The sequence below is a fragment of the Streptomyces sp. NPDC057654 genome (assembly GCF_042800135.1).
In the GTDB taxonomy this organism is placed as follows: domain Bacteria; phylum Actinomycetota; class Actinomycetes; order Streptomycetales; family Streptomycetaceae; genus Streptomyces.
In genome coordinates this window covers 1-20203 of record NZ_JBHVHQ010000052.1, presented here as the reverse complement: position 1 = coordinate 20203, position 20203 = coordinate 1, and the positions used below count along the sequence as shown (strand labels likewise).

The 20203-nt window shown below is 71.1% G+C and carries 17 protein-coding genes and 1 riboswitch; of the genes, 3 read left to right on the top strand and 14 right to left on the bottom strand.

Features of this window, described 5'->3' with window-relative positions:
• Positions 1–37: 37 nt before the first annotated feature.
• The gene (locus ACFU99_RS07195) at positions 38–1357 is read right to left on the bottom strand and encodes a class I SAM-dependent methyltransferase (protein ID WP_384387038.1); all 1320 of its coding nucleotides are present in this window, start codon (positions 1355–1357) and stop codon (positions 38–40) included.
• 245 nt (positions 1358–1602) lie between these two features.
• Positions 1603–3033: an NAD(P)/FAD-dependent oxidoreductase gene (locus ACFU99_RS07190; RefSeq protein WP_384387035.1), complete on the bottom strand. Its 1431-nt coding sequence runs from the start codon at positions 3031–3033 to the stop codon at positions 1603–1605.
• 406 nt (positions 3034–3439) lie between these two features.
• Here ACFU99_RS07190 and ACFU99_RS07185 point away from each other — a divergent pair, with 406 nt between their 5' ends.
• Together ACFU99_RS07185 and ACFU99_RS07180 are read left to right on the top strand one after the other, a co-directional pair.
• A complete protein-coding gene (locus ACFU99_RS07185) occupies positions 3440–3712 on the top strand; it encodes a type II toxin-antitoxin system Phd/YefM family antitoxin (RefSeq protein WP_384387033.1) in 273 nt (90 codons plus the stop codon).
• The gene (locus ACFU99_RS07180; RefSeq protein WP_384387030.1) at positions 3709–3978 is read left to right on the top strand and encodes a type II toxin-antitoxin system RelE/ParE family toxin; all 270 of its coding nucleotides are present in this window, start codon (positions 3709–3711) and stop codon (positions 3976–3978) included. Before ACFU99_RS07185 ends, ACFU99_RS07180 begins: the two co-directional genes overlap by 4 nt.
• Positions 3979–3981: 3 nt before the next feature.
• Here the strand turns inward: ACFU99_RS07180 and ACFU99_RS07175 are convergent, their stop codons facing one another.
• The 11 genes from ACFU99_RS07175 to ACFU99_RS07125 all read right to left on the bottom strand — a co-directional run bounded on the left by ACFU99_RS07175 (position 3982) and on the right by ACFU99_RS07125 (position 16868).
• Positions 3982–4914, bottom strand: a complete 933-nt coding sequence (locus tag ACFU99_RS07175; protein ID WP_384387049.1) for an exopolyphosphatase — start codon at positions 4912–4914, stop codon at positions 3982–3984.
• Between the two features lie 5 nt (positions 4915–4919).
• On the bottom strand, positions 4920–5474 hold the full coding sequence (locus ACFU99_RS07170; RefSeq protein ID WP_384387027.1) for a DUF501 domain-containing protein: 555 nt from the start codon (positions 5472–5474) through the stop codon (positions 4920–4922).
• 204 nt (positions 5475–5678) lie between these two features.
• A complete protein-coding gene (locus tag ACFU99_RS07165) occupies positions 5679–6134 on the bottom strand; it encodes a septum formation initiator family protein (RefSeq protein ID WP_384387024.1) in 456 nt (151 codons plus the stop codon).
• 149 nt (positions 6135–6283) lie between these two features.
• Positions 6284–7564: a phosphopyruvate hydratase gene (eno, locus tag ACFU99_RS07160; protein WP_384387047.1), complete on the bottom strand. Its 1281-nt coding sequence runs from the start codon at positions 7562–7564 to the stop codon at positions 6284–6286.
• Positions 7565–7880: 316 nt separating this feature from the next.
• The gene (locus tag ACFU99_RS07155) at positions 7881–8600 is read right to left on the bottom strand and encodes a transglycosylase family protein (protein WP_384387021.1); all 720 of its coding nucleotides are present in this window, start codon (positions 8598–8600) and stop codon (positions 7881–7883) included.
• 2 nt (positions 8601–8602) lie between these two features.
• A riboswitch (cyclic di-AMP (ydaO/yuaA leader) is annotated at positions 8603–8781 on the bottom strand.
• Positions 8782–9042: 261 nt separating this feature from the next.
• Positions 9043–10122: a transglycosylase family protein gene (locus tag ACFU99_RS07150; RefSeq protein ID WP_384387019.1), complete on the bottom strand. Its 1080-nt coding sequence runs from the start codon at positions 10120–10122 to the stop codon at positions 9043–9045.
• 179 nt (positions 10123–10301) lie between these two features.
• Complete coding sequence (locus ACFU99_RS07145) at positions 10302–11555, bottom strand: cytochrome P450 (RefSeq protein ID WP_384387016.1); 1254 nt, start codon at positions 11553–11555, stop codon at positions 10302–10304.
• Positions 11556–11650: 95 nt separating this feature from the next.
• Complete coding sequence (locus tag ACFU99_RS07140; RefSeq protein WP_384387013.1) at positions 11651–12073, bottom strand: DUF6479 family protein; 423 nt, start codon at positions 12071–12073, stop codon at positions 11651–11653.
• A gap of 418 nt (positions 12074–12491) precedes the next feature.
• The gene (locus tag ACFU99_RS07135; protein ID WP_384387044.1) at positions 12492–13517 is read right to left on the bottom strand and encodes a nucleoside triphosphate pyrophosphohydrolase; all 1026 of its coding nucleotides are present in this window, start codon (positions 13515–13517) and stop codon (positions 12492–12494) included.
• 73 nt (positions 13518–13590) lie between these two features.
• Positions 13591–14208, bottom strand: coding sequence for a SurA N-terminal domain-containing protein (locus tag ACFU99_RS07130; RefSeq protein ID WP_384387010.1), 618 nt, complete (start codon positions 14206–14208; stop codon positions 13591–13593).
• Between the two features lie 572 nt (positions 14209–14780).
• A complete protein-coding gene (locus ACFU99_RS07125; protein WP_384387007.1) occupies positions 14781–16868 on the bottom strand; it encodes an N-6 DNA methylase in 2088 nt (695 codons plus the stop codon).
• Between the two features lie 721 nt (positions 16869–17589).
• On the opposite strand from ACFU99_RS07125, the gene ACFU99_RS07120 reads away from it, so the two are divergent.
• Entirely contained in the window at positions 17590–19110 is a 1521-nt protein-coding gene (locus ACFU99_RS07120; protein WP_384387005.1) for a DUF2079 domain-containing protein, read from the top strand.
• Between the two features lie 257 nt (positions 19111–19367).
• Here ACFU99_RS07120 and ACFU99_RS07115 read toward each other — a convergent pair whose 3' ends face one another.
• Positions 19368–20168, bottom strand: coding sequence for an HNH endonuclease family protein (locus tag ACFU99_RS07115; protein WP_384387041.1), 801 nt, complete (start codon positions 20166–20168; stop codon positions 19368–19370).
• Between the last annotated feature and the right edge of the window lie 35 nt (positions 20169–20203).

Sequence of the window (20203 nt, the reverse complement as noted above, 5' to 3'; positions counted from 1 at the left end):
GGTTCACACCGCGGGCCGGACCCGTTTCAGCTCTGGCTCAGGACGCCGTGCCCCACTGCCGCATGCGCAGCGGAGCCCCGGACGTCCCACTCTCGGGTGTACGGACCGCCAGCACCTGGTTGACGCCGATGCGGTTGCGCTCGAAGGACAGCGCGGAGGCCGCCATGTACAGCCGCCAGACGCGGGCCCGGCCGGGCGTGGTCAGCCGGACCGCTTCCTTCCAGTGGCGCTCCAGGTTGGCCACCCACTGGCGCAGCGTCAGCGCGTAGTGCTCGCGCAGCGCCTCCACGTCGCGCACCTCGAACCCGGCCTCCTCCAGCTGGGCGACGGTCCGGCCGACCGGGGCCAGCTCGCCGTCCGGGAAGACGTACCGGTCGATGAACTCGTCGACCTGGTAGTGCTCCTCGTCGAGCAGCGGGCGGCGGGCGATCTGGTGGTTCAGCAGCCGCCCGCCCGGCTTGAGGAGCTCGTGGAGGTCGGCCGCGTACTCGGCGTAGAGCGCCGAGCCGACGTGCTCGGCCATGCCGATGGAGGAGATCGCGTCGTAGGGGCCGTCATGGATCTCCCGGTAGTCCTGCACCCGGATCTCGACGCGGTCCGTCAGCCCGGCCTCGGCGACGCGCTTGCGCCCGTAGGCGGCCTGCTCCTCGGAGAGTGTGATCCCCACGGCGCGCACGCCGTACTCGCGCGCCGCGTGCAGCACCATCGAGCCCCAGCCGCACCCCACGTCCAGCAGCCGCTGGTCGGCGTCGAGGCCGAGCTTGCGGCAGACGAGGTCGAGCTTGTCGAACTGCGCCTCCTCCAGGGTGGCCTCCGGGGACTTCCAGTAGGCGCAGGAGTAGACCATGGAGGGGCCCAGCACCCGCTCGTAGAAGTCGTTGCCGACGTCGTAGTGGTGGCTGATGGCCTGCTTGTCGCGGCGCAGGGTGTGCAGCGGTCCGTGGCTCTTACGGGCCTCCTCGCGCGGCGGCGCGGGCGGCAGGCCGGCCCCGGCGAGCGCGAGGAGCTCGCGGCCGGCGGCGCGCATCCGGGGGTCGCGGAGGGTGGCGAGGGCGGTGGCCAGGACGGGCTGCCGCTTGGCGGGGGTGCCGCGCTCCCAGATGAGGCCGGCCAGCAGGTCGAGGGCTTGGTAGAGGTCGCCCTCCACGTCGATGTCACCGGCCACCCAGCCGCGGGCGAGGCCGAGTTCGCCCGGCTTGTAGAGCAGGCGGCGCAGGGCTCTGCGGTGGCGTATGACGAGTACGGGTGCGCCTGGCGGGCCGGCCTCGCTGTGGTCCCAGGCGCGGATACGGACCGGGAGCGGGGCTCCCAGCACCTCTTCCGCGAGCGCGGTGAGCCGTCCAGCGGCGTCGGCCATGTCGCACACCTCCGTGGTGGAGCATCAGAGACAAAGTACGTTCACTGACCACGTAAACACCGAAGGGCTTCCATCCCATCCCGGAAACGGGACTGGAAACTGCAAAATAACCCGGTACGCCGAAGGACGCCCACCCCACGGATTGGTGGACGTCCTTCGGTTTCGGTCGTTGTACGGCCCGGGGGGCCGTCGGGCTCCTCAGCCCCGCGCGGCGGCGGGCGCGGGGCCCGGCCCCGGCCGCGAGGTCAGGAGGCCTTCGCCTTCTCGCCCTTGTCAGCCTTGTCAGCCTTATCGGTCTTTTCGGCGGAGTCGCTCTTCCCGGCCGGAGCGGCGGCCTGCGGGGCGGGCTTGGCCGCCTCGTAGAACTCCTCGCGGGGGTGCTCCATCGCGCCGAGGGAGACGACCTCGCGCTTGAGGAACATGCCGAGCGTCCAGTCGGCGAAGACGCGGATCTTGCGGTTGAACGTCGGCATCGCCATGCCGTGGTACGCACGGTGCATGTACCAGGCGATACGGCCCTTGAGCTTGATCTTCGTCTTGCCCATGACGATCATCGCGACGCCCTTGTGCAGGCCGAGACCGGCGACCGCACCCTTGTTGGCGTGGCTGTACTCCTTCTGCGGGAAGCCCCGCATGCCGGAGACGACGTTGTCGCCGAGGACCTTGGCCTGGCGCAGCGCGTGCTGGGCGTTCGGCGGGCACCAGGCGTTCTCGTTGCCGGCCTTGCGGCCGACGAGGTCCGGGACCTGGGCGTTGTCGCCGGCGGCCCAGATGTAGTCGGTGCCCTGCACCTGGAGGGTGGCGCCGGTGTCGACGTGGCCGCGCGGGCCCAGCGGCAGACCGAAGCGCGAGAGGACCGGGTTGGGCTTGACGCCAGCGGTCCACACGATCGTGTTGGCGTCGACCTCAAGGTCGTTGTTGAGCACGACGTGGCCGTCGACGCAGGAGTTCATGCCGGTCTTGAGGTAGATCTCGACGCCGCGGCTCTCCAGGTGCTCCTTGCCCCAGCCGCCCAGCTTCGGGCCGACCTCGGGGAGGATCTTGTCGGCGACGTCCACCAGCAGGAAGCGCATGTCCTCGCGCTTCACGTTGGGGTAGTACTTCGCGGCGTCGCGCGCCATGTCCTCGACCTCGCCGACGGTCTCCGCACCCGCGAAGCCGCCGCCGATGAAGACGAAGGTCAGCGCCTTGCGGCGGATCTCCTCGTCGGTCGTGGAGTCGGCCTTGTCGAGCTGCTCCAGGACGTGGTTGCGCAGGCCGATGGCCTCCTCGACGCCCTTCATGCCGATGCCGTTCTCGGCGAGGCCGGGGATCGGGAAGGTGCGGGAGACGGCGCCCATGGCGATGACCAGGTAGTCGAAGGGCAGCTCGTACGCCTCGCCGACGAGCGGCGCGACGGTGGCGACCTTGCGGTCCTGGTCGATCGTGGTCACGCGGCCGGTGAGGACCTCCGCCTTGGGGAGCACGCGTCGCAGCGGCACCACCACATGGCGGGGAGAGATGCTGCCGGCTGCAGCTTCAGGGAGGAAGGGCTGGTACGTCATGTACGAGCGCGGGTCGACGACCGTGACGGTCGCCTCGCCGTACCGCATCTTCTTGAGGATGCGGCGTGCCGCGTACAGGCCTACGTACCCACCGCCTACAACGAGGATCCTGGGACGCTCCGTGGTGCTCATGATTCGAGTATCCAGCACCCGCCCCACGGGGGTTCGTGAGCCCCTTCACAAGGATCGCCCCCCTGTCTGCTACACTCCGCCGCCACCGTGACCGACGCCATAGCCCCAACAGGGAACCACCACCCCTCGGGACGCGTTGTTCACCCCCACTGAACTGGCATTGTGATGCAATCCGCAACTAGACCACTGCCGGATTTCACACGGACCACACACCCCGGGAAACCGCCCGTAACACAGACAACAGGGGCCCCCGCCCCGTGGAACTAGGCCAAAGGACCCAGAACCGTGGCCGACAGGCCCTTTTTCCTTGTGAAGAAGTTCACGAACTTTCTCGCGAGGGCGTGCGCGGGGGGCGAAACGGCGCTCGCCATCGCCACGTGTACACGCATCCGCGTACACTGCTCTCATGGCTGAGAACACCGTGACCGTGCGGGACGCGCGCGCCCATCTGGCGGACCACATCAACCGGGCCGAGGAGGGCACGCCGACGGTGATCACCCGCAACGGGGAGCCCGTCGCGGCCGTGGTGCCGATCGCGGACTTCAACGCGCTGGAGGAAGCGGCCGACGTGCTGCTGGCCCGCGAGGCGGAGGCGGCCCTGGCCCAGGGCGGGCCGACCGTGAGCATGGCCGAGCTGCTGGCGGACCTGTTCGCCGAGCGCACCGACGGCGCGGCGTGAAGTACGCGTTCCGGTTCACCGCGGCGGCGCAGCGGCAGTTCCGGGCCATCGACCGTCCCGCCGCCATGCGCATCCTGGCCGCGCTGACCGCGCTCGGCGACGACCCGTACGGCGAGGACGCCGACATCGAGAAGCTCAGCGGCCCGTCCGGCCTCTACCGGCTCCGCGTCGGCGGCTACCGGGTCGCCTACCAGGTCGAGGACGGCGAACTGCTCATCCTCGTCGTCAAGGTCGGCGACCGGCGCGACGTCTACCGCACCATCTGATGCTTATTCATCACCGGACGCGGCCAGCGCGAAGGCGATGCCGTCCAGGATGTCGTGTTCGCTGACGACGACCTCGGCGGCGCCGGTGCGTTCCATGATCGACTGGAGTACGAGCGCTCCGGCGCCGATGACGTCCACCCGGCCGGGGTGCATCGAGGGGATCGCGGCCCGCTCGTCGTGGGTGGCCGTCAGCAGGGCGCCGGTGACCTCCTTGACCCGCTCGTAGGAGATCCGCGAGTGGTGGATCGCGGCCGAGTCGTAGCGCTCCAGGCCGAGTTCGATGGCGGCGACCGTCGTCACGGAGCCCGCGAGGCCCACGAGGGTGCGCGGCTCGCGCAGCGGAACGCTCTCCTCCGCGAGGTCCAGCGCCGCGTCGACATCGGCTCGTATCGCGCTGATCTCCTCCGCACTGGGCGGGTCGTGGCGCACATGCCGCTCCGACATCCGCACGCAGCCGATGTCCACGGAACGAGCCGCGCGCACCCGCTCGCCGCCGACCACGAACTCCGTCGAGCCGCCGCCGATGTCGACGACCAGGTACTCGCCGCCGTCCCCGGCCAGCTCCTTCGTCGCCCCGGTGAAGGAGAACTCGGCCTCCTGGTCCCCGGAGATCACCTCGGGCTCGACGCCCAGGATGTCCAGGACGCCCCGGACGAACTCGTCGCGGTTCTCGGCGTCCCGCGAGGCGGAGGTGGCCACGAAGCGGACCCGCTCCGCGCCGTGCTCCTTGATCACCGCGGCGTACTCGCGGCACGCCGCGAACGTCCGCTCCAGCGCCTCGGGCGCGAGCCTGCCCGTACGGTCCACGCCCTGGCCGAGCCGGACGATCGTCATCCGGCGGTCGAGGTCCACCAGCTCGCCGGTGGCCGCGTCGACGTCCGCGACCAGCAGCCGGATGGAGTTCGTACCGCAGTCGACGGCGGCGACGCGCTTCATCTGGCTCATACGGTGCCTCCTTCGGCGGACGGGCCGTCCGCCGCCTGGCACGGCGCGACGCACGGGCCCTTGCGCCACCACTCCGGCAGCATCGCGATGGCCTCGTCTCCGAGCGGGTTGACGCCCGGCCCCGCCGCCAGCGAGTGCCCGACGAGGACGTGCAGGCACTTCACGCGGTCCGGCATGCCGCCCGCGCTCGGGAACCCCTCCAGCACCTCGATGGCGTCGCGGCGGGCGATGTAGTCCTCGTGCGCGGCCCGGTACGCGGCGGCCAGCTCCGGATCGGCCGCCAGCCGGGCCGTCATCGTCTTCATCACGCCGTCCGCCTCCAGCGTCCCGATCGCGGAGGCCGCGCGCGGGCAGGTGAGGTAGTAGAGCGTCGGGAACGGCGTGCCGTCCTCCAGGCGCGGCGCGGTCTCGACCACATCGGGGTTGCCGCAGGGGCAGCGGTGCGCGATGGAGCGCAGGCCGCGCGGGGGGCGGCCCAGCTGCTCCTTGAACGCGGCGATGTCCGCGTCCGTCGGCGTCGTGGGCTCGGTCTGGGGAGGAGGGGTGTCCATGGGCTCGCTCGTACTCGGTCTTCTCGTGTCGTCGTCTCGGTCGGTGTGGCCCGGACGGTGTGACCCGAACGGTGTGGCCCGGATCGTACGCGCCGGGGCCGTACGTGCTCGGAGCCGCCAGCCATACGGGCTCGGTGTCGCGGTCGTACGGGCGGATGTCGCGCGGGTCGGGTACGTACGGCTCGGCGGCGCGTCCGTACGGGCTCAGCGCCGCCCGTCGGCCTTGTCCACCCCGTCCCAGAGGTTGTCGGACCAGGAGCGGCCCGCGCCGCCCTGGTCCTTGGGCCGCTTGGCGTCGCCGCCGCCGTCCACCACGCTGTAGCCGGTCTCCCCCGGCCGTTCGTAGTGCAGGTGCTCGCGCGCCTGCTGCTCGATGTAGGCCGGGTCCTTCAGCCGCGCCTTCTCCTCGCGCAGCCGCTTGACCTCGTCGCGCGCCTTCTGCGACTGCCGCAGCTGGTCGCCGATGTCCGAGCGCTGGGTGATGAACTGACGCATCGGGTAGGCCAGGGCGACGACCAGCGAGCAGACGACGAGCGCGAGCAGCGCCGCCCGGCCGGTGAGGCGGTTGCGGCGCACGGGCCGGGTCCGGTACACGCGGGCGGCGGCCTGCTCGCCGAGCGCCTTCAGCCTGGTCGCCGTGGAGAACCGATCCGCCGGCACAGCCGCCTCCCCTGTCTCGTCGCCCTCGTCGCCCGTGCGACCCGCGTACGTACACGTCCCCGGCAACGGTACGGGACCGGTGCCGGGGACGCTTCGCTTACGCGCTCGGCCGCGTACGGCCGTGTTCCGCGAGCTCGCGGGCGGTGGTGTCAGCCCTTGAAGCGCGGGAACGCGGAGCGGCCGGCGTAGACCGCCGCGTCGTCGAGGATCTCCTCGATGCGCAGCAGCTGGTTGTACTTGGCGACGCGCTCGGAGCGGGCCGGGGCGCCGGTCTTGATCTGGCCGCAGTTGGTGGCGACGGCCAGGTCGGCGATGGTGACGTCCTCGGTCTCGCCGGAGCGGTGGGACATCATGCACTTGAAGCCGTTGCGCTGGGCCAGCTCGACGGCGTCCAGCGTCTCGGTCAGCGAGCCGATCTGGTTGACCTTGACCAGCAGGGCGTTGGCGGCGCCCTCCTCGATGCCGCGGCCGAGGCGCTCCGGGTTGGTGACGAACAGGTCGTCGCCGACGATCTGGACCTTCTCGCCCAGCTTGTCGGTGAGGACCTTCCAGCCCGCCCAGTCGTCCTCGTACAGCGGGTCCTCGATGGAGACCAGCGGGTAGGAGGCGACGAGCTCCTCGTAGTACTCCGTCATCTGCGCGGCGGAGCGCTCCTGGCCCTCGAAGGCGTAGACGCCGTCCTTGTAGAACTCGGAGGCGGCGACGTCGAGCGCGAGCGCGATGTCCTGGCCGGGCGCGTAACCGGCCTGCTTGATGGCCTCGATGATGAGGTCGAGCGCCTCGCGGTTCGAGCCCAGGTTCGGGGCGAAACCGCCCTCGTCGCCGAGGCCGGTGGACAGGCCGCGCTCCTTCAGCACGCTCTTGAGCGTGTGGTAGACCTCGGTGCCCCAGCGCAGCGCCTCGGAGAAGGACTCCGCGCCGATCGGCGCGATCATGAACTCCTGGATGTCCACGTTGGAGTCGGCGTGCGAGCCGCCGTTGAGGATGTTCATCATCGGCACCGGCAGCAGGTGCGCGTTCGGGCCGCCGAGGTAGCGGAAGAGCGGCAGGTCGGACGCCTCGGAGGCGGCGTGCGCGACGGCGAGGGAGACGCCGAGGATGGCGTTGGCGCCGAGCGAGGACTTGTCCGCGGTGGCGTCCAGGTCGAACATCGCCTGGTCGATCAGGCGCTGCTCGGTGGCGTCGTAGCCGACGAGCTCCGGGCCGATCTGCTCGATGACGGCGAGAACGGCCTTCTCGACGCCCTTGCCCTGGTAGCGGTTGCGGTCGCCGTCGCGCAGCTCCAGCGCCTCGAAGGCACCGGTGGAGGCGCCGGACGGCACGGCGGCACGGCCCGTGGAGCCGTCGTCGAGGCCGACCTCGACCTCGACCGTGGGGTTGCCTCGCGAGTCGAGGATCTCGCGAGCTACGACGACGTCGATGGACGGCACGAGTGTCTCCTTCATGGGGTGACTGGTTTCTGCACCCCGAGCCTAACGGGCCGGGGGGCGTCCGCCCGCGCGCAGCCCGGAGCGTGGACCGAAAAATGAGCCAAAGGGCCAGATCAGAGGACGAATGGCGGCGTTGTTCGCCGAAGGGGGAACGGGGGCGGGAACCGGTCAGGCCGCAAAGGCCGACGACAGACCCCGGACATGCGAGTGCCCCGCTTCGGCGCGATCGGGGGGGGGATGGCGCGCCGGAGCGGGGCGGTCTCTCATGAGCGGAGAGACAGGGGGACGGTGATGAAGCCGCCCCCCGGGAAGCGGATCAGCTCAGGTGGAGCTGCTGACCCGGGTAGATCAGGTTGGCGTCGGAGACGATGCCCTTGTTCAGGTCGTACACCTTCTGCCAGCCGCCCTTGACGCCGTGCTCCTTGGCGATCTTGCCGAGGGTGTCGCCGGACTTGACCTTGTACTCGCCGTCGCCCTTCTGGATGGACTTCGGCGCGACGGGCTGCGGCGCGGCCTTGGGCGCGGCCTGCTTGGGGGCCTGCTGCTTCGGCGCGTAGTGCTTCGGGGCCTGCTGCTTCGGCGCGGCCTGACGCTGGCTGCGGTCGGCGTGCTGCGAGCCGCTGCTGTGCGAGCCGCCGCCGGTGTTGACGCTGGCGGAGGGGCCGCCGGAGGTCAGGTTGCCGGCGCCGGCGCAGGACCAGGCGCCCGGACCCTGCATGGCGAGAAGCTTCTCGGCGGTGGCGATCTGCTGGCCCTTGGTGGCCAGGTCGGCGCGCGGGGCGTACTTGGTGCCGCCGGCCGCGGCCCAGCTGGAGTTACTGAACTGCAGGCCGCCGTAGTAGCTGTTGCCGGTGTTGATCGACCAGTTGCCACCGGACTCGCACTGCGCGACCTTGTCCCAGGTGGAGACGGAGGCGGCGGAGGCGGAGGTGGCGCCCATCAGCGGGACGGCAACCGCGGCACCGGCGACACCGGCGAGCGTGGCGACACGGACGGCCTTGGACGGACGGCGGTGCTTGCCCTTGGAGATAAGCATGTTGGTTTCCTCACCGACGCCTACGAGGTGAGCTGTCGGGTTCGGGCTGTGAGCTGCCCGGCCTCGTGTGCCGGAGCACACGGGGCTTCACCCCTAGCCGTCCCGGTCCCCGTCACTGTCGACGGGCCGTTCCGGCGGCCTACCTTGGTTCCCCCGCTCCTGCCTACGGCGCTTTCGCGACTATTCCAGCGACCGCCGGCAGGATTCGGCGTGGCGATCGTGGTGCTCACGGTGGCGAGCGGTGACGACGTTAAACACACTGCCCAGGAGGGTTCAAACCCCCCCTCCTGGCGGCAGTTGCCCCTCCGTACCCACAGAAACAGCGCATTTCCGCAGGTGAGAGACGGTAGGGAAAGATCGGACAGGTGAGGAAACCGAGACTGTCAACGAGACCCATGTCTCACTTTCCTCCGGAACGGACATACCGCCCGTACCGTCGTTCTCACGTTCCGAGATCAAGCTTTTGACCAGGGAAAATCAGATCAGGGTCGCTTCCCACGGTGCTGTGGTTGCGTTCGTAGAGGGTGTTCCAGCCGCCGGAGACGGAGTGCTCCTCCGCGATCACGGACAGACTGTCTCCCGACCGCACCGTGTAGTCGCGGGGGGCCTGTTGGGGCGTACGGGACGAGTCCCCGCTCCGCGCCTCCCCGCCGCGCGAGGCGTGCCGGCCGCCGCTCCGCCCGCCGTCGTCCCGCGCGGAACCTGCGGGGCTTTCGGTGCTGTCGCTCCCCTTACTCCCCTTCTCCCCTTCATCGGAACCGCCCCGGTGCCGGCCCTCGCCGGGCGCGGGCGTGCCCGTGGCCCCCGTCGTGGGGGCGGTGGGGTCGGTGTCGGCGGAGGACCCAGAGGGCGTGGAGGGGGTGCTGGAGGGCGTCTGGGAGGGCTTGCCGCCGGGCTCGGGGCTCTCGGCCGAGCCGGACCCCTTCTTACCGGCGTCCGCCTTACCGGTGTCCTTACCGCTCGGCGTCGCGCTCGACCCGCCCTTCCCGGGCCCGGCCTTCCCTGGCTGGTCCTTGTCCGAGTCCGCACGGCCGTCGCCCGAGGAGCCCTTCGAGGACTCGGAGCCGTGTGAGGAACCTTGCGACGAACTGTGCGACGGCTCGGACGACTGCGAGGAGGGCTTGGAGGACGGCTGGGAAGACGCCTTGGAGGAGTCCGAGGAGCCCGAGGAGGGCGCCTCCGAGCTGCCCGGGTCCACGCCGGGGGACGCGCTGCCGCGCGTGAGGCCGGAACTGACCGCGCAGCCCGACCAGGGCTTGGTGCCCTGACCGTCCAGGATCTTCTGGGCCACGGCTATCTGCTGGGCCCGGCTGGCCAGGTCGGGTCTCGGCGCGTACGCCTTCCCCCCGTACAGATCCCATGTCGACTGCGACAGCTGGAGCCCGCCGTAGAAGCCGTCCCCCTCGTCCGCGCTCCATGTCCCGCCGCTCTCACACTGGGCCACGCGGTCCCAGGTCGCGGTGTCCGCGGCGTTCGCACCAGTGGCCGCGAGCAGCGGCATGGCGATTCCGGCGCCCGTCACCCCCGCTGCTACGACAATGGCCGGGACCTGACGGGGGCGGCGGTGTCGACCGTTCCCGGTGCGCATGCGGTTGCCTCTCGTGTGGCAGCTGAGTTGTCGGTTGAAGATAGCGACGAGCTCAGTCAGTCACAAGCCGATGTAGCCGAGGTCACGCGGAGGTCACGTCGCTTGACGCTTCGTCACTTCTGGCGGGGCGTGAACTCCACGGGCAGTGTGCGCAGTCCGCGCATGATGAGCCCGCCGCGCCACCGCAACTCCTCCGGTTCCGCCGCGAGACGCAGGTCGGGCAGGCGGCGCAGCAGCGTCGCGAGGGCGGTCCGGCCCTCCAGCCGGGCGAGCGGCGCGCCGATGCAGTAGTGGATGCCGTGCCCGTATCCGAGGTGCTGATTGTCACTTCGCGAGAGGTCGAGCGCGTCCGGGTCGGCGAACCGCTCCGGGTCGCGATCCGCCGCCGCCAGCACGACGAGGACGGGGTCCCCTTCCGCGATGGCGACTCCGCCGATTTCCAGTGCTTGAGTCGCGTAGCGCCATGTCGCCATCTCCACGGGCCCGTCGAAGCGCAGCAGTTCCTCCACCCCCGCCTCCAACAATCCGTACTCGTCGTCGGCGAGGGAGCTTTGAAGGGCGGCCCGCTGCTCGGGGTGGCGCAGCAGAGCATGGGCGCCGTTGCCGATCAAGTTGATGGTCGTTTCGAAACCAGCGAACAAGAGCACGAAACACATGGCCACGACCTCCTCTTCGGTGAGGTGCTCGCCGTGGTCGGAGGCTCGGATGAGATCGGAGATCAGGTCGTCGCCGTCGCCCCGTCGCTTGCGGTGAATCAGCTCGGCCAGGTACCCGCGAATCTTCTTCACGGCCCTCGCGACGCCGCCGCGCGGCCCGCCGCCGTGCCGGATCATCATGCCCGCCCAATCCCGCAGGCCGTCCTGGTCCTCGCGGGGCACGCCCAGCAGATCGCAGATCGCATAAATGGGGAGGGGAAAGGCGAACTCATGGATGAGGTCGGCGCTGCCCCGCGCCGCGAAGGCGTCGATCAGGTCGTCCGTCAGCTCCTGCACGCGCGGGGCGAACTCCGCGATCCGGCGCGGAGTGAACGCCTTCGAGACCAGCCGACGCAGCCGCGTGTGGTCCGGCGGGTCGATGTTCAGCAGATGCGTCATCAGACCCGCGCTGCGCTCGCCCGGAATGCCCGTCTTGCTCTTTCCCTGCGCGTCGTCCGCGTGGTGCACGGGGTTCTTCGACAACCGCCCGTCCGCGAGCGCCTGCCGGGCATCCGCGTACCGCGTGACGAGCCACGCCTCGATCCCGCTGGGCAGCTCGGTACGGCGTACGGGCGCGTGCTCGCGCAGCCACGCGTACGCGGGGTAGGGGTCGGCGGCGAATTCCCAGCTGAAGAGGGCAGGGACGGGGCTGTCGGCGTTCTTGTCGTGCACCCCTCGACGCTATAGGAGCCCGCCCCCACCGCCCGAGGCGCATTCCGGGCAACGCTCCGGGCAGCGATCCCAGTGCCTACGTGTGCCTACTGCGCCTACGTGTGCCCCCCGCCGCCGCTGCCGAAGCCGCCGCTCCCCCCTTCGTTCCACTTGCGCGGCTTCTGCTCCGGGTCGCTGTGGCTGTCCGGGTCCGTCAGCTCGTGCGGCAGGTAACGGTGCCCGTCCTGCGCCAGCTCGTCAGTGGCCCGCCCCTCCTTCACATAGCCGAGCGCGTCCCGCTCCCCGTCATGACCGGGCCCGTGATCGGCGGGCACGGGCCCGCTCTGCTCCTCCGGCGTCTGCCAGGAACCGGCCCGCTCCTGCGGCTCCTGCGGCGGCGCAGGCTCCCGCTCCCGCCGCTTGCGCCCGTAGGCCACGGCCCCGATCAACAGGGCCACCACGACGATCCCGACGGCCAGCGGAGCAATCCCACCACGCAGCCCGTTATCGGCGGCGAGATCAAGAATCTCTGAGTGCATGGCACTGGGGTACCCCCCGATCGCCCAGACATCTCGCCCCATAGGCCGAACGGGTGTACGGACGCCGCCCCGATGTGTTCACCCCACGGACCAGGCCACCCAGCCCGGCCCGGCCGACTCGACGGGCGGCGGGGAGGAGGGGAGGAGGCGGGGGCGGGGCGAGGGCGACGGCGGGGCGGGCTGAGCCGGGTGGTGCCGAGCTGCCCCGGGGCCCGACGACTTCGGCCACAGGCTCGCCCCCCTCGGCCACAGGCTCGACACTCTTGGCCACGGACTCGACGCTCTTGGCCGCAGGCTCGTCGACCTTGACCGCGGATCGGCGACGTTGGCCGCGGATCGACGTCGTTGACCGCGGATCGGCGTCATTGACCGCGGATCAGCGTCGTTTACCACGGGCTCGTCGACCTCGGCCGCGGGCTCAGTCGGCGGTAGGGCCGGACTCCGCGGCGCGGATCGCGTCACGGTAGGTACGGGCGGCAGCGCGCAGTGCCGTCTCCGGTTCCATCCCCTCCGCCTCGGCCCGCACGGCGAGCGCCAGCAGCTCGTACCCGATGCCCGGCCCGACCGGCGCCTCCACACCGAGCCCGGCCCCGCGCGCCCTGGAGGCGAGCTTGGCGACCAGGGCGAGGGCGGGCTGTCCGAGCGGCACGCCTTCGGTGACCGAGTCGCGCTGCTTCTCGATCGCCTTGGTCCGCATCCAGTGCTCTCGTACGTCTTCGGCGCTCTCCGCGCTCTCCTCCCCGAAGACGTGCGGGTGCCGGTGGATGAGTTTGTCGACGATGGTGCCCGCGACATCGTCGATGGCGAACGGCTCGTCCGGGTCGTCCTGGGCGATGCGCGCGTGGAAGACGACCTGGAGCAGCACATCGCCCAGCTCCTCGCGCACTGCCTCCCTGTCTCCTTCCTCGATGGCTTCGAGCAGTTCGTAGGTCTCCTCGACCGCGTACTTCGCGAGGTCCTCGTGCGTACGGACCCCGCTCCACGGACAGGCCCGGCGGATCCGGTCCATGACCTGCACCAGGTCGAGCAGGCGCGCCCCCGGCAGGTCGTACGAGCCGGGGAGCAGCTCCAGCGCGGGCATCCGCTCCCGTCCGGAGCCCGCGAGCCGGGCGAGCCCGGCGGTGAGCGCCGACTCACCCTCCGCCGAGGTGACGACCACGGCGGTGCGCCCGCCGTCCAGGCAGTAGCCGACCAGCTCACGGGCGTCCGGCACCGCCCGCTCGGCTTCGACGCCGGCTTCCCCCAGATACGGCAGCTGAGGGTGGCCGGGGTCGGCGCACAGCACCCGGTCGGCTGCGCGCAGCACCTGCCAGGCGGGCCACGACAGCAGACCGGGGGCGACCCGGTGGCTCGTGGTCAGCAGGACGATACGGCCGGGGTCGGCCGCACCGTCCGCGGGCCCGGTGCCGTCCCGCGGGGCGGCAGTGCGGTGCGGGGGCGCGATGTCGTGGCGGATGTCGTGGCGGCCGGAGCCGTCCGGCGCGGAAGCGTTCACGCCGTCGAGCGTAAGCGACCGCTCACATTCGCTGCTCGGGCGTCGCCGTGGCCGCCCGCAGCCACGGCTCGCTGGCGGCCTGAGCGGTGCCGCGCCTGGCGTCCCAGCTGCCGTAGCGCGGATTGACGTCGACGCCGATGGACTTGGACGTCGCCATCAGTACCTGGTTGGTGCGGGCGGCCCCGAGCCGCTGGTCCAGCTTGGCTCGCGTGTAGTCCATCTTGATGGCCTGGTCGATCTGGCCCGGCGCGACGCCCAGCGACAGGAACCTGGCCCGCACCGCCTCCGCACCGCCGTTCGCCTTCTCCAGCGCGGCGCGCTGCCGCTGCACCTCGCGGCGGGTCACGTCGACCCCGTTGTCCTCGGCGGCCTTGTCCACGATCCGGTACTGGATGAGGCGGACGAGGGTGTCCTGGCCGAGCCTGGGGCTGGCCGCGACGAGCTGCTCGGCCTGCGGCGACCCCCGCTGCGCGTCCCGTACGTCCTTCACCTGGGCCTGGAGCTGGGACACGCTGATCCGGTCCTTGCCGACGACGGCTGCCGCGCCGGGATGCGGGGCGGAGCCGCACGCGGTGAGCATGGGGGCCGCGACCAGCAGTGCGGCGGCGGAGACGGAGAGCGCAGTCCTGCGGCGGTGCATGGAGCCTCCCGGCGAAGATCGTTTATAGCAAGGGCCGTGATGAGAAGGGCCGTGATGACAAAGGCCGTACGAAGCCCCTCCTGGAGGGGGTGGCGGTCGGATGGCGGGTGGTCGCATCGAGCTGGCGTTGATCGATGTTAGGGAGTCCGCGTGGTCCAGGCCACTGATTCGACCAACGATTCGGGGCCGGTTGGGATACGAACGGAGATGCGGCCCGCTGGTGACGGTGTGACAGGGGGAACAGCCTTCCGGCTATGGACCGTTCCGCACAGATTGCTCCCCTTCCTGGCTTCTGCGCCGACGCCTCCCTCTCTCCCCTGCTCAGCCCCCGCCCAACCCTTGCCCGGCCTCCGGCCCTTGCCCAAGCCCGCCCCTTGCGCAGCCTCCGGCCCTTGCCCAGTCCCCGCCCAACCCCGGTCCCCGCCCGGCCTCGGTCCCGCCCGGCCTCGGTCCTTGCCCGGTCCCCGCCCAGCCCCGGTCCCGCCCGGCCTCGGTCCTTGCCCGGCCGCCGGCTCTCGCTCCCAGCCGCCGACGGCCCCAGTCCCCAGCAGCCCCAGCCGGAGGGGGTTCGATCACTCCGGGCGCGCGGTACCGTCCGTCAGCCCGTCGTACAGGCCCTGTACGAGCTGCTCGCCGAGCCGTGCGGCGAGCCTCAGCGACTCCTCGAAGGAAGCGAGGGAGCGGAAGCGGCGGCCGTAGCGCCGCTGGTCGGACAGGGGTACGCGCGGCAGTTGGAGCCGGCGGACGTCGAGCCGGGTGGGCGTGGAGGCATAACTGCTGGCCTGGCGCTGGTTGGCGGTGCCGCGCAGAAACCCGGCGAGGAACCACGGATCGAGAGTGGCCGGGTCGGGGCGCAGGAGGTTCAGCCCGCGGCCGAGCGCCGCTCCGGCGCTCGCGGCGTCGATGACACGGGCCACGGTGACATCGCCGAGGACGGGCACCACCACGTCGCCCTCCTCTACGAGGATGGGCTCCTCGGCCGCACCCTCGGGGAGCGTGCCCGACGGCTCGGACCCCCCTATGACGTCATGGTCCGTCAGGACAGGAGGCGCGCCTGTCGGATCGGGGCTCGCGCCGCTCCCGCCGGCGCGCAGTGCCAGGGCCCCGGCGCGGGCCAGCTCGCCGACGGTGGTGGTGGACCAGCGGCCGGGGATGGCTGCCTCTACGGACGTGAGAGGTCTCGCGGGGTCGGGGGTGAGCCCGGAGGTGCGCCGCAGCGCGGTGGTGAGCCGCGCGTGCACCTCAGCCAGCTCGGCGGCTCCACCGCCCGCCGAGGGCGGGGGCAGATGTCGGGCGGGGGCGAGGTCGACGTCGTCGTCAAGGACGTCGATGACCGGCAGCGAGCGGCAGACTCCGGGCTTCTTCTCGATGGCGCCGTTCCGGTCGAAGTCCTGCCAGGCGTCGAGCACCGCCGTGCGCACGGCCTGCCAGGGCAGCTGGTCGCGATTGGTGGCGGCCAGGTCGGCGGTGTCGATGAGCAAGAGGTGCGGTGCGGGCAGGGGTTGAGCGGTGGGGCGGCGCAGCACCCACAGGTGCAAGGGGATGCCGTAGGGCGGCGCGGCTCCCGCGGGCAGTGCGATGACGGCGCGCAGCGCACCGTGGCGGAGCAGGTCGGCGCGGATGCGGCGGCCGGAGCGGCGGGAGGCGGCGGCGGGAGGCATCAGCAGGACGGCGGTGCCCCCGGTGCGCAGCCGGGCGAGTGCGTGCTGGACCCAGGCCAGCTCGGATTCGGTCCGGGCCGGGTAGCCGTATTCCCAGCGGGGGTCGTACGCCAGCTCGTCATGGCCCCAGTTGCGTTCGTTGAACGGTGGGTGGCAGAGCACGACGTCCGCCTCCAGCTCGGGGAACACGTCCGCCCGCAGGCTGTCGCCCGCTCGCACCCGCACCTGGGCCGTGCTGTGCAGGGCGAGCCGCAGCGCGCTGAGCGCGGCGAGGTCGGGGTCGGCCTCCTGGGCGAAGACGGCCCGGGTGTGCAGCGGTCCGCTGGTGTCGGCGGCGCGCAGCAGGCTGCCCGTACCGGACGCGGGGTCGAAGACGGTGCGTACACCGTCCCGGTCGAGTCCGGATTCGGCGATGGCGGCCATCAGTTCGGCGGGGGCGGACGGGGTGAGGGTGTACTGCCGGGGGTTGGCGTCGAGCTGCCGGCCGAGCAGGAACTCGTACGCCGTCCGGGGGCCGAGGCCGGTGGCGAGCTCGGCGGACCCGCGCAGAAGAAGAGCGGACGCGGCGACCTCGACCGGGCTGGGCAGGGCGACCGGGTGCAGGTTGCCGAGCCGGGCGGTCAGCGCGGCGCCGAGGGCCGACGGCAGCGCCTCGGCCAGATCGGGGTCGGCGAGCTCGGCGAGCTCCGCCCAGTCCGCGGGCCGGTCCCGCACGAGCACGAGCACGCTGCCCGCGTGACGAAGGGCTGTCACGGCGCCGGCCGGGTGCCCGGCGATCTGCTGCCAGACCCGCTCGCTCAGCGGGATCTCACCGACTTTCCCCTGGTCGCGCAGCCATCGCTCGATGGCGCTGAGCGCGAAGGTCGGGCTGGTGTCCGAGCCGCCGACGGGCTTGGGGAAGTCGTCGTGACGACGGCGCCAGTTACTGACGGCGGCCCGGCCCACCCCGGCGAGCCGGGCGATCCCGGCAGCCGTCACCTCTGCTGCGTTGTCCTGCATGCGCTCCCGTCCCCTCGCACTCATGAGTTGCCCGAACTATTCCGTCTGTTCCGCCTGTTCCGCGGTTGTCTGAGCTGTTCCGATCTGTTGTGACGCCGAGCATACCCATCGAATCCGCAAAACCGCCTTCACGGCCGTGAACTCACTCGAACCAGTGAACATGGTTGACTCGATTCACAGACCCTGCTGTCATTGTCATATCCGCTCACGCGGCGGGCGGATCCAGCCCGGCTCCAGCACACGAGACGAGAGGAGAAGAAAGAGGAGGGGAGAGGAGGGGAGCACAGAGCCGAACCGCGCCCGCGAGCACAGGCGCGAGAAGAGAGAGGGGAGGGAAGAGAAAGGGGAGGGGAAGACGCGATCCTCATTCGCGAAGGTCCGGCCGCAACCGACGACGGCCTGACCGTCATCACTCTCACCAGAGGAACCCCCACCAAAGAAGACCGGCGCGACGCAGCGACCGACCGTCCATCTATCCGTCCGACCGTCCGCTTGCCCGGCCGTCCACGAAGAGCACCCGAGCCGCCCATCCCCTTCGCGTATCTTTTCGACAGCCCGGATCGACATCCTGGGGCGACGTCCTGGACCGGCATCCTGGGTAAACGCCCCGAATCGACGCCACGGACAAGGCCCACAAGACCCGAGATCCCGATCCCCGATCCCCCGATCCCCCGATCCCCCGATCCCCCGATCCCCCGATCCCCCGAGACAAGGACCGCCCATGGACACGGCCGCAGCAGTCGCAACACCCGGCCGCAGCACGGCCGAGGCCGCGCCCGCCGCCGGTGCGCGCGCCGCGGCCCTGCGCAACCCGCGCCTGGACCCGTACTGGCTCGCAGCCGCGCTCTTCATCGCCTTCGCCGCGCTGTCCATCTGCCGCTACCGGCGCTTGCTGACGATGTCGTGGGACCTGGGGATCTTCGAGCAGGCCATACGCGCCTACGCCCACTTCCAGGCGCCGGTCGCCGATCTGAAGGGGCCCGGCGCCAATATCCTCGGCGACCACTTCAGCCCGGTCACCGCTCTCCTCGCGCCCTTCTACCGGGTCTTTCCCACCCCCGTGACGCTGCTCGTCGCGCAGGCGGTGCTGTTCGCGGTCTCCGTCATACCCGTGGCGCGCGTCGCCGCCCATCTGCTGGGGCGAAAGCGCGGGCTCGCCATCGGTCTGGCCTTCGGACTCTCCTGGGGTGTCCAGCGCGCCGTCGAATTCGACTTCCACGAGATCGCCTTCGCGATGCCGCTGATCGCCTTCTCCCTGGAAGCGGTCCTGCGGCAGCGCTGGTGGACAGCGGTCTGCTGGGCGCTGCCTCTCGTCCTGGTCAAGGAGGACCTCGGGCTGACCGTCGCGGCCATCGGGGCCGTCATGCTGGTGCGGCTCCGCGGCAAGGAGCAGCCGCGCATGGTCGCGCTGGCCGCCGGGCTCGTCGCCTTCGGGCTCGTCGCGGCCATCATCACCTTTGGCGTCGTCATTCCGGGGTTCAACAACGGCGGCTCGTACGACTACTGGAACAAGCTCAACGGCGACGGCGGGCCGGCGCCCACCATTCCCTTCGACACCGCGATCCGCACCCTGCTGTGGATCCTGCTGCCCACCACCGGGCTGCTCGCGCTGCGCTCCCCGCTGCTGATCGTGGCGCTGCCCACGCTGGCCTGGCGGTTCCTGTCCCACGACGACCACTACTGGGGCATCGACTGGCACTACAGCGCGGTGCTCATGCCAGTCGTGTTCATCGCCCTCGTCGACGCGCTCACCGGGGTGGGCGCGAGTCCCCGCGCTTGGCTGCGCTCGTACGCCCATCACATACCCGCGGCCGTGGCCGCCGCGGCGCTCGCACTCACCACGTCGCTCCCCCTGGCCGACCTCACCGAGGCCGACACCTACCGCAAGTCGTCGGCGGTCAGCGCCGTCGACCGGCTCCTGAACCGCATCCCCGACAACGCGACCGTCGAGGCCAACGTCGGCCCGATAAGCAGGCTCACCGACCGCTGCCGAGTGTTCTGGATAGGAGGGACCGGCGGGATACAGCCCGACTATGTGGCGCTGCGCAACGACGAGGCGAAGGCGCCGGCGGAACTGCTCGACGAGACCCAGCGGATGCACCCGGGTACGGCTTACACGTACCTCGGCGGCGACGGCGGGTATGTGGTGCTGCGGCGGACCGCACCCACCCCGGCACCCGCTGCCGCTACCGCCGTCGGTACGCCCTCCGCCGACGTCGCCGTCACCGTCGCCTCACGCTGAAGCAGCCGCTCCCCGCGCCTGCTTCACCGACGGAGCCGCGTCGCCGACGGAACTGCTGCCCTGACGGAGCCGCTTCATCCCGGGGCGGCACCCTACGGAGCTGCTCCCCCTCCGGAGCTGCTCCCCCTACGGAACCGCTTCACCAGCGGAGTTGCTGCCCTGACAGCGTTGCTGCCCTGACAGCGTTGCTGCCCTGACGGAGTTGCTGCCCTGACAGGGCCGCGTCGCCGTCGCCCCAGGGTTGCTCCCCTGCGGAGTTACTTCGCCTTGAAGCGGGGCGGGGCCTCGGTGGGGTTGCCGCCGGTGGGGAGTTTGGCGGAGGGGCAGGTGGTGAGGACCTTCTTCATCGCGTCGCGTTCGGCGGCGGACACCCACAGGCCGTACTTCTTCTTCACGGAGACCTGGTGGGCGACGTACTCGCAGCGGTAGGCCGTGTTGGAGGGGAGCCAGGCCGCCGTGTCGCCGTCGCCCTTCTGGCGGTTGGCGGAGGCGTCGGAGGCGATGAGGTTGAGCGGGTCGTTCGCGAGCGCTATGCGCTTGCTCGGGGACCACTGCCGGGCGCCCTTCTTCCAGGCGTCGGACAGGGCCACGGCGTGGTCGATGTCTATCTTGCTGTGGCCGCGTACGTAGTGGACGGTCTTTCCGGTGTAGGGGTCCTTGGTCAGCGTGCCGGAGGCGACCTTGCAGTGGCCGTCGGTGAACTTCACATCCGTCAGGTCGCGCTTGAGTATGTCGTCGCGGGTGTCGCAGTGGTTGCCGTCGGTGTCGAGCCAGGCGCGGCCGAAGCGGTCGCGGGCGTAACCGTCCATGGTGCCGCTCGCCTTGACCTTCAGTGAGGAGACGGCGGACAGGGCGCTGCCGGATTTCCCGGCGGACTGGTCCGCGGGCTGGTCCGCGGACTTGTCCTGGGTGCTGTCCTTGTCGCCGTCCGGCGAGCAGCCGGTGACGGTGGCGGTCAGCAGGGCGGCGCCGGCGAGGGCGGTGCCGATGAGCGCGCGGCGGCGGGAGCGGGAGCGAGGGCGGGCAGGCAGCGGGAGACTCTTCACGTCAGGGAACATCCACTCTGGGATCGGCGGCTGGAAGCGGGGCGCAC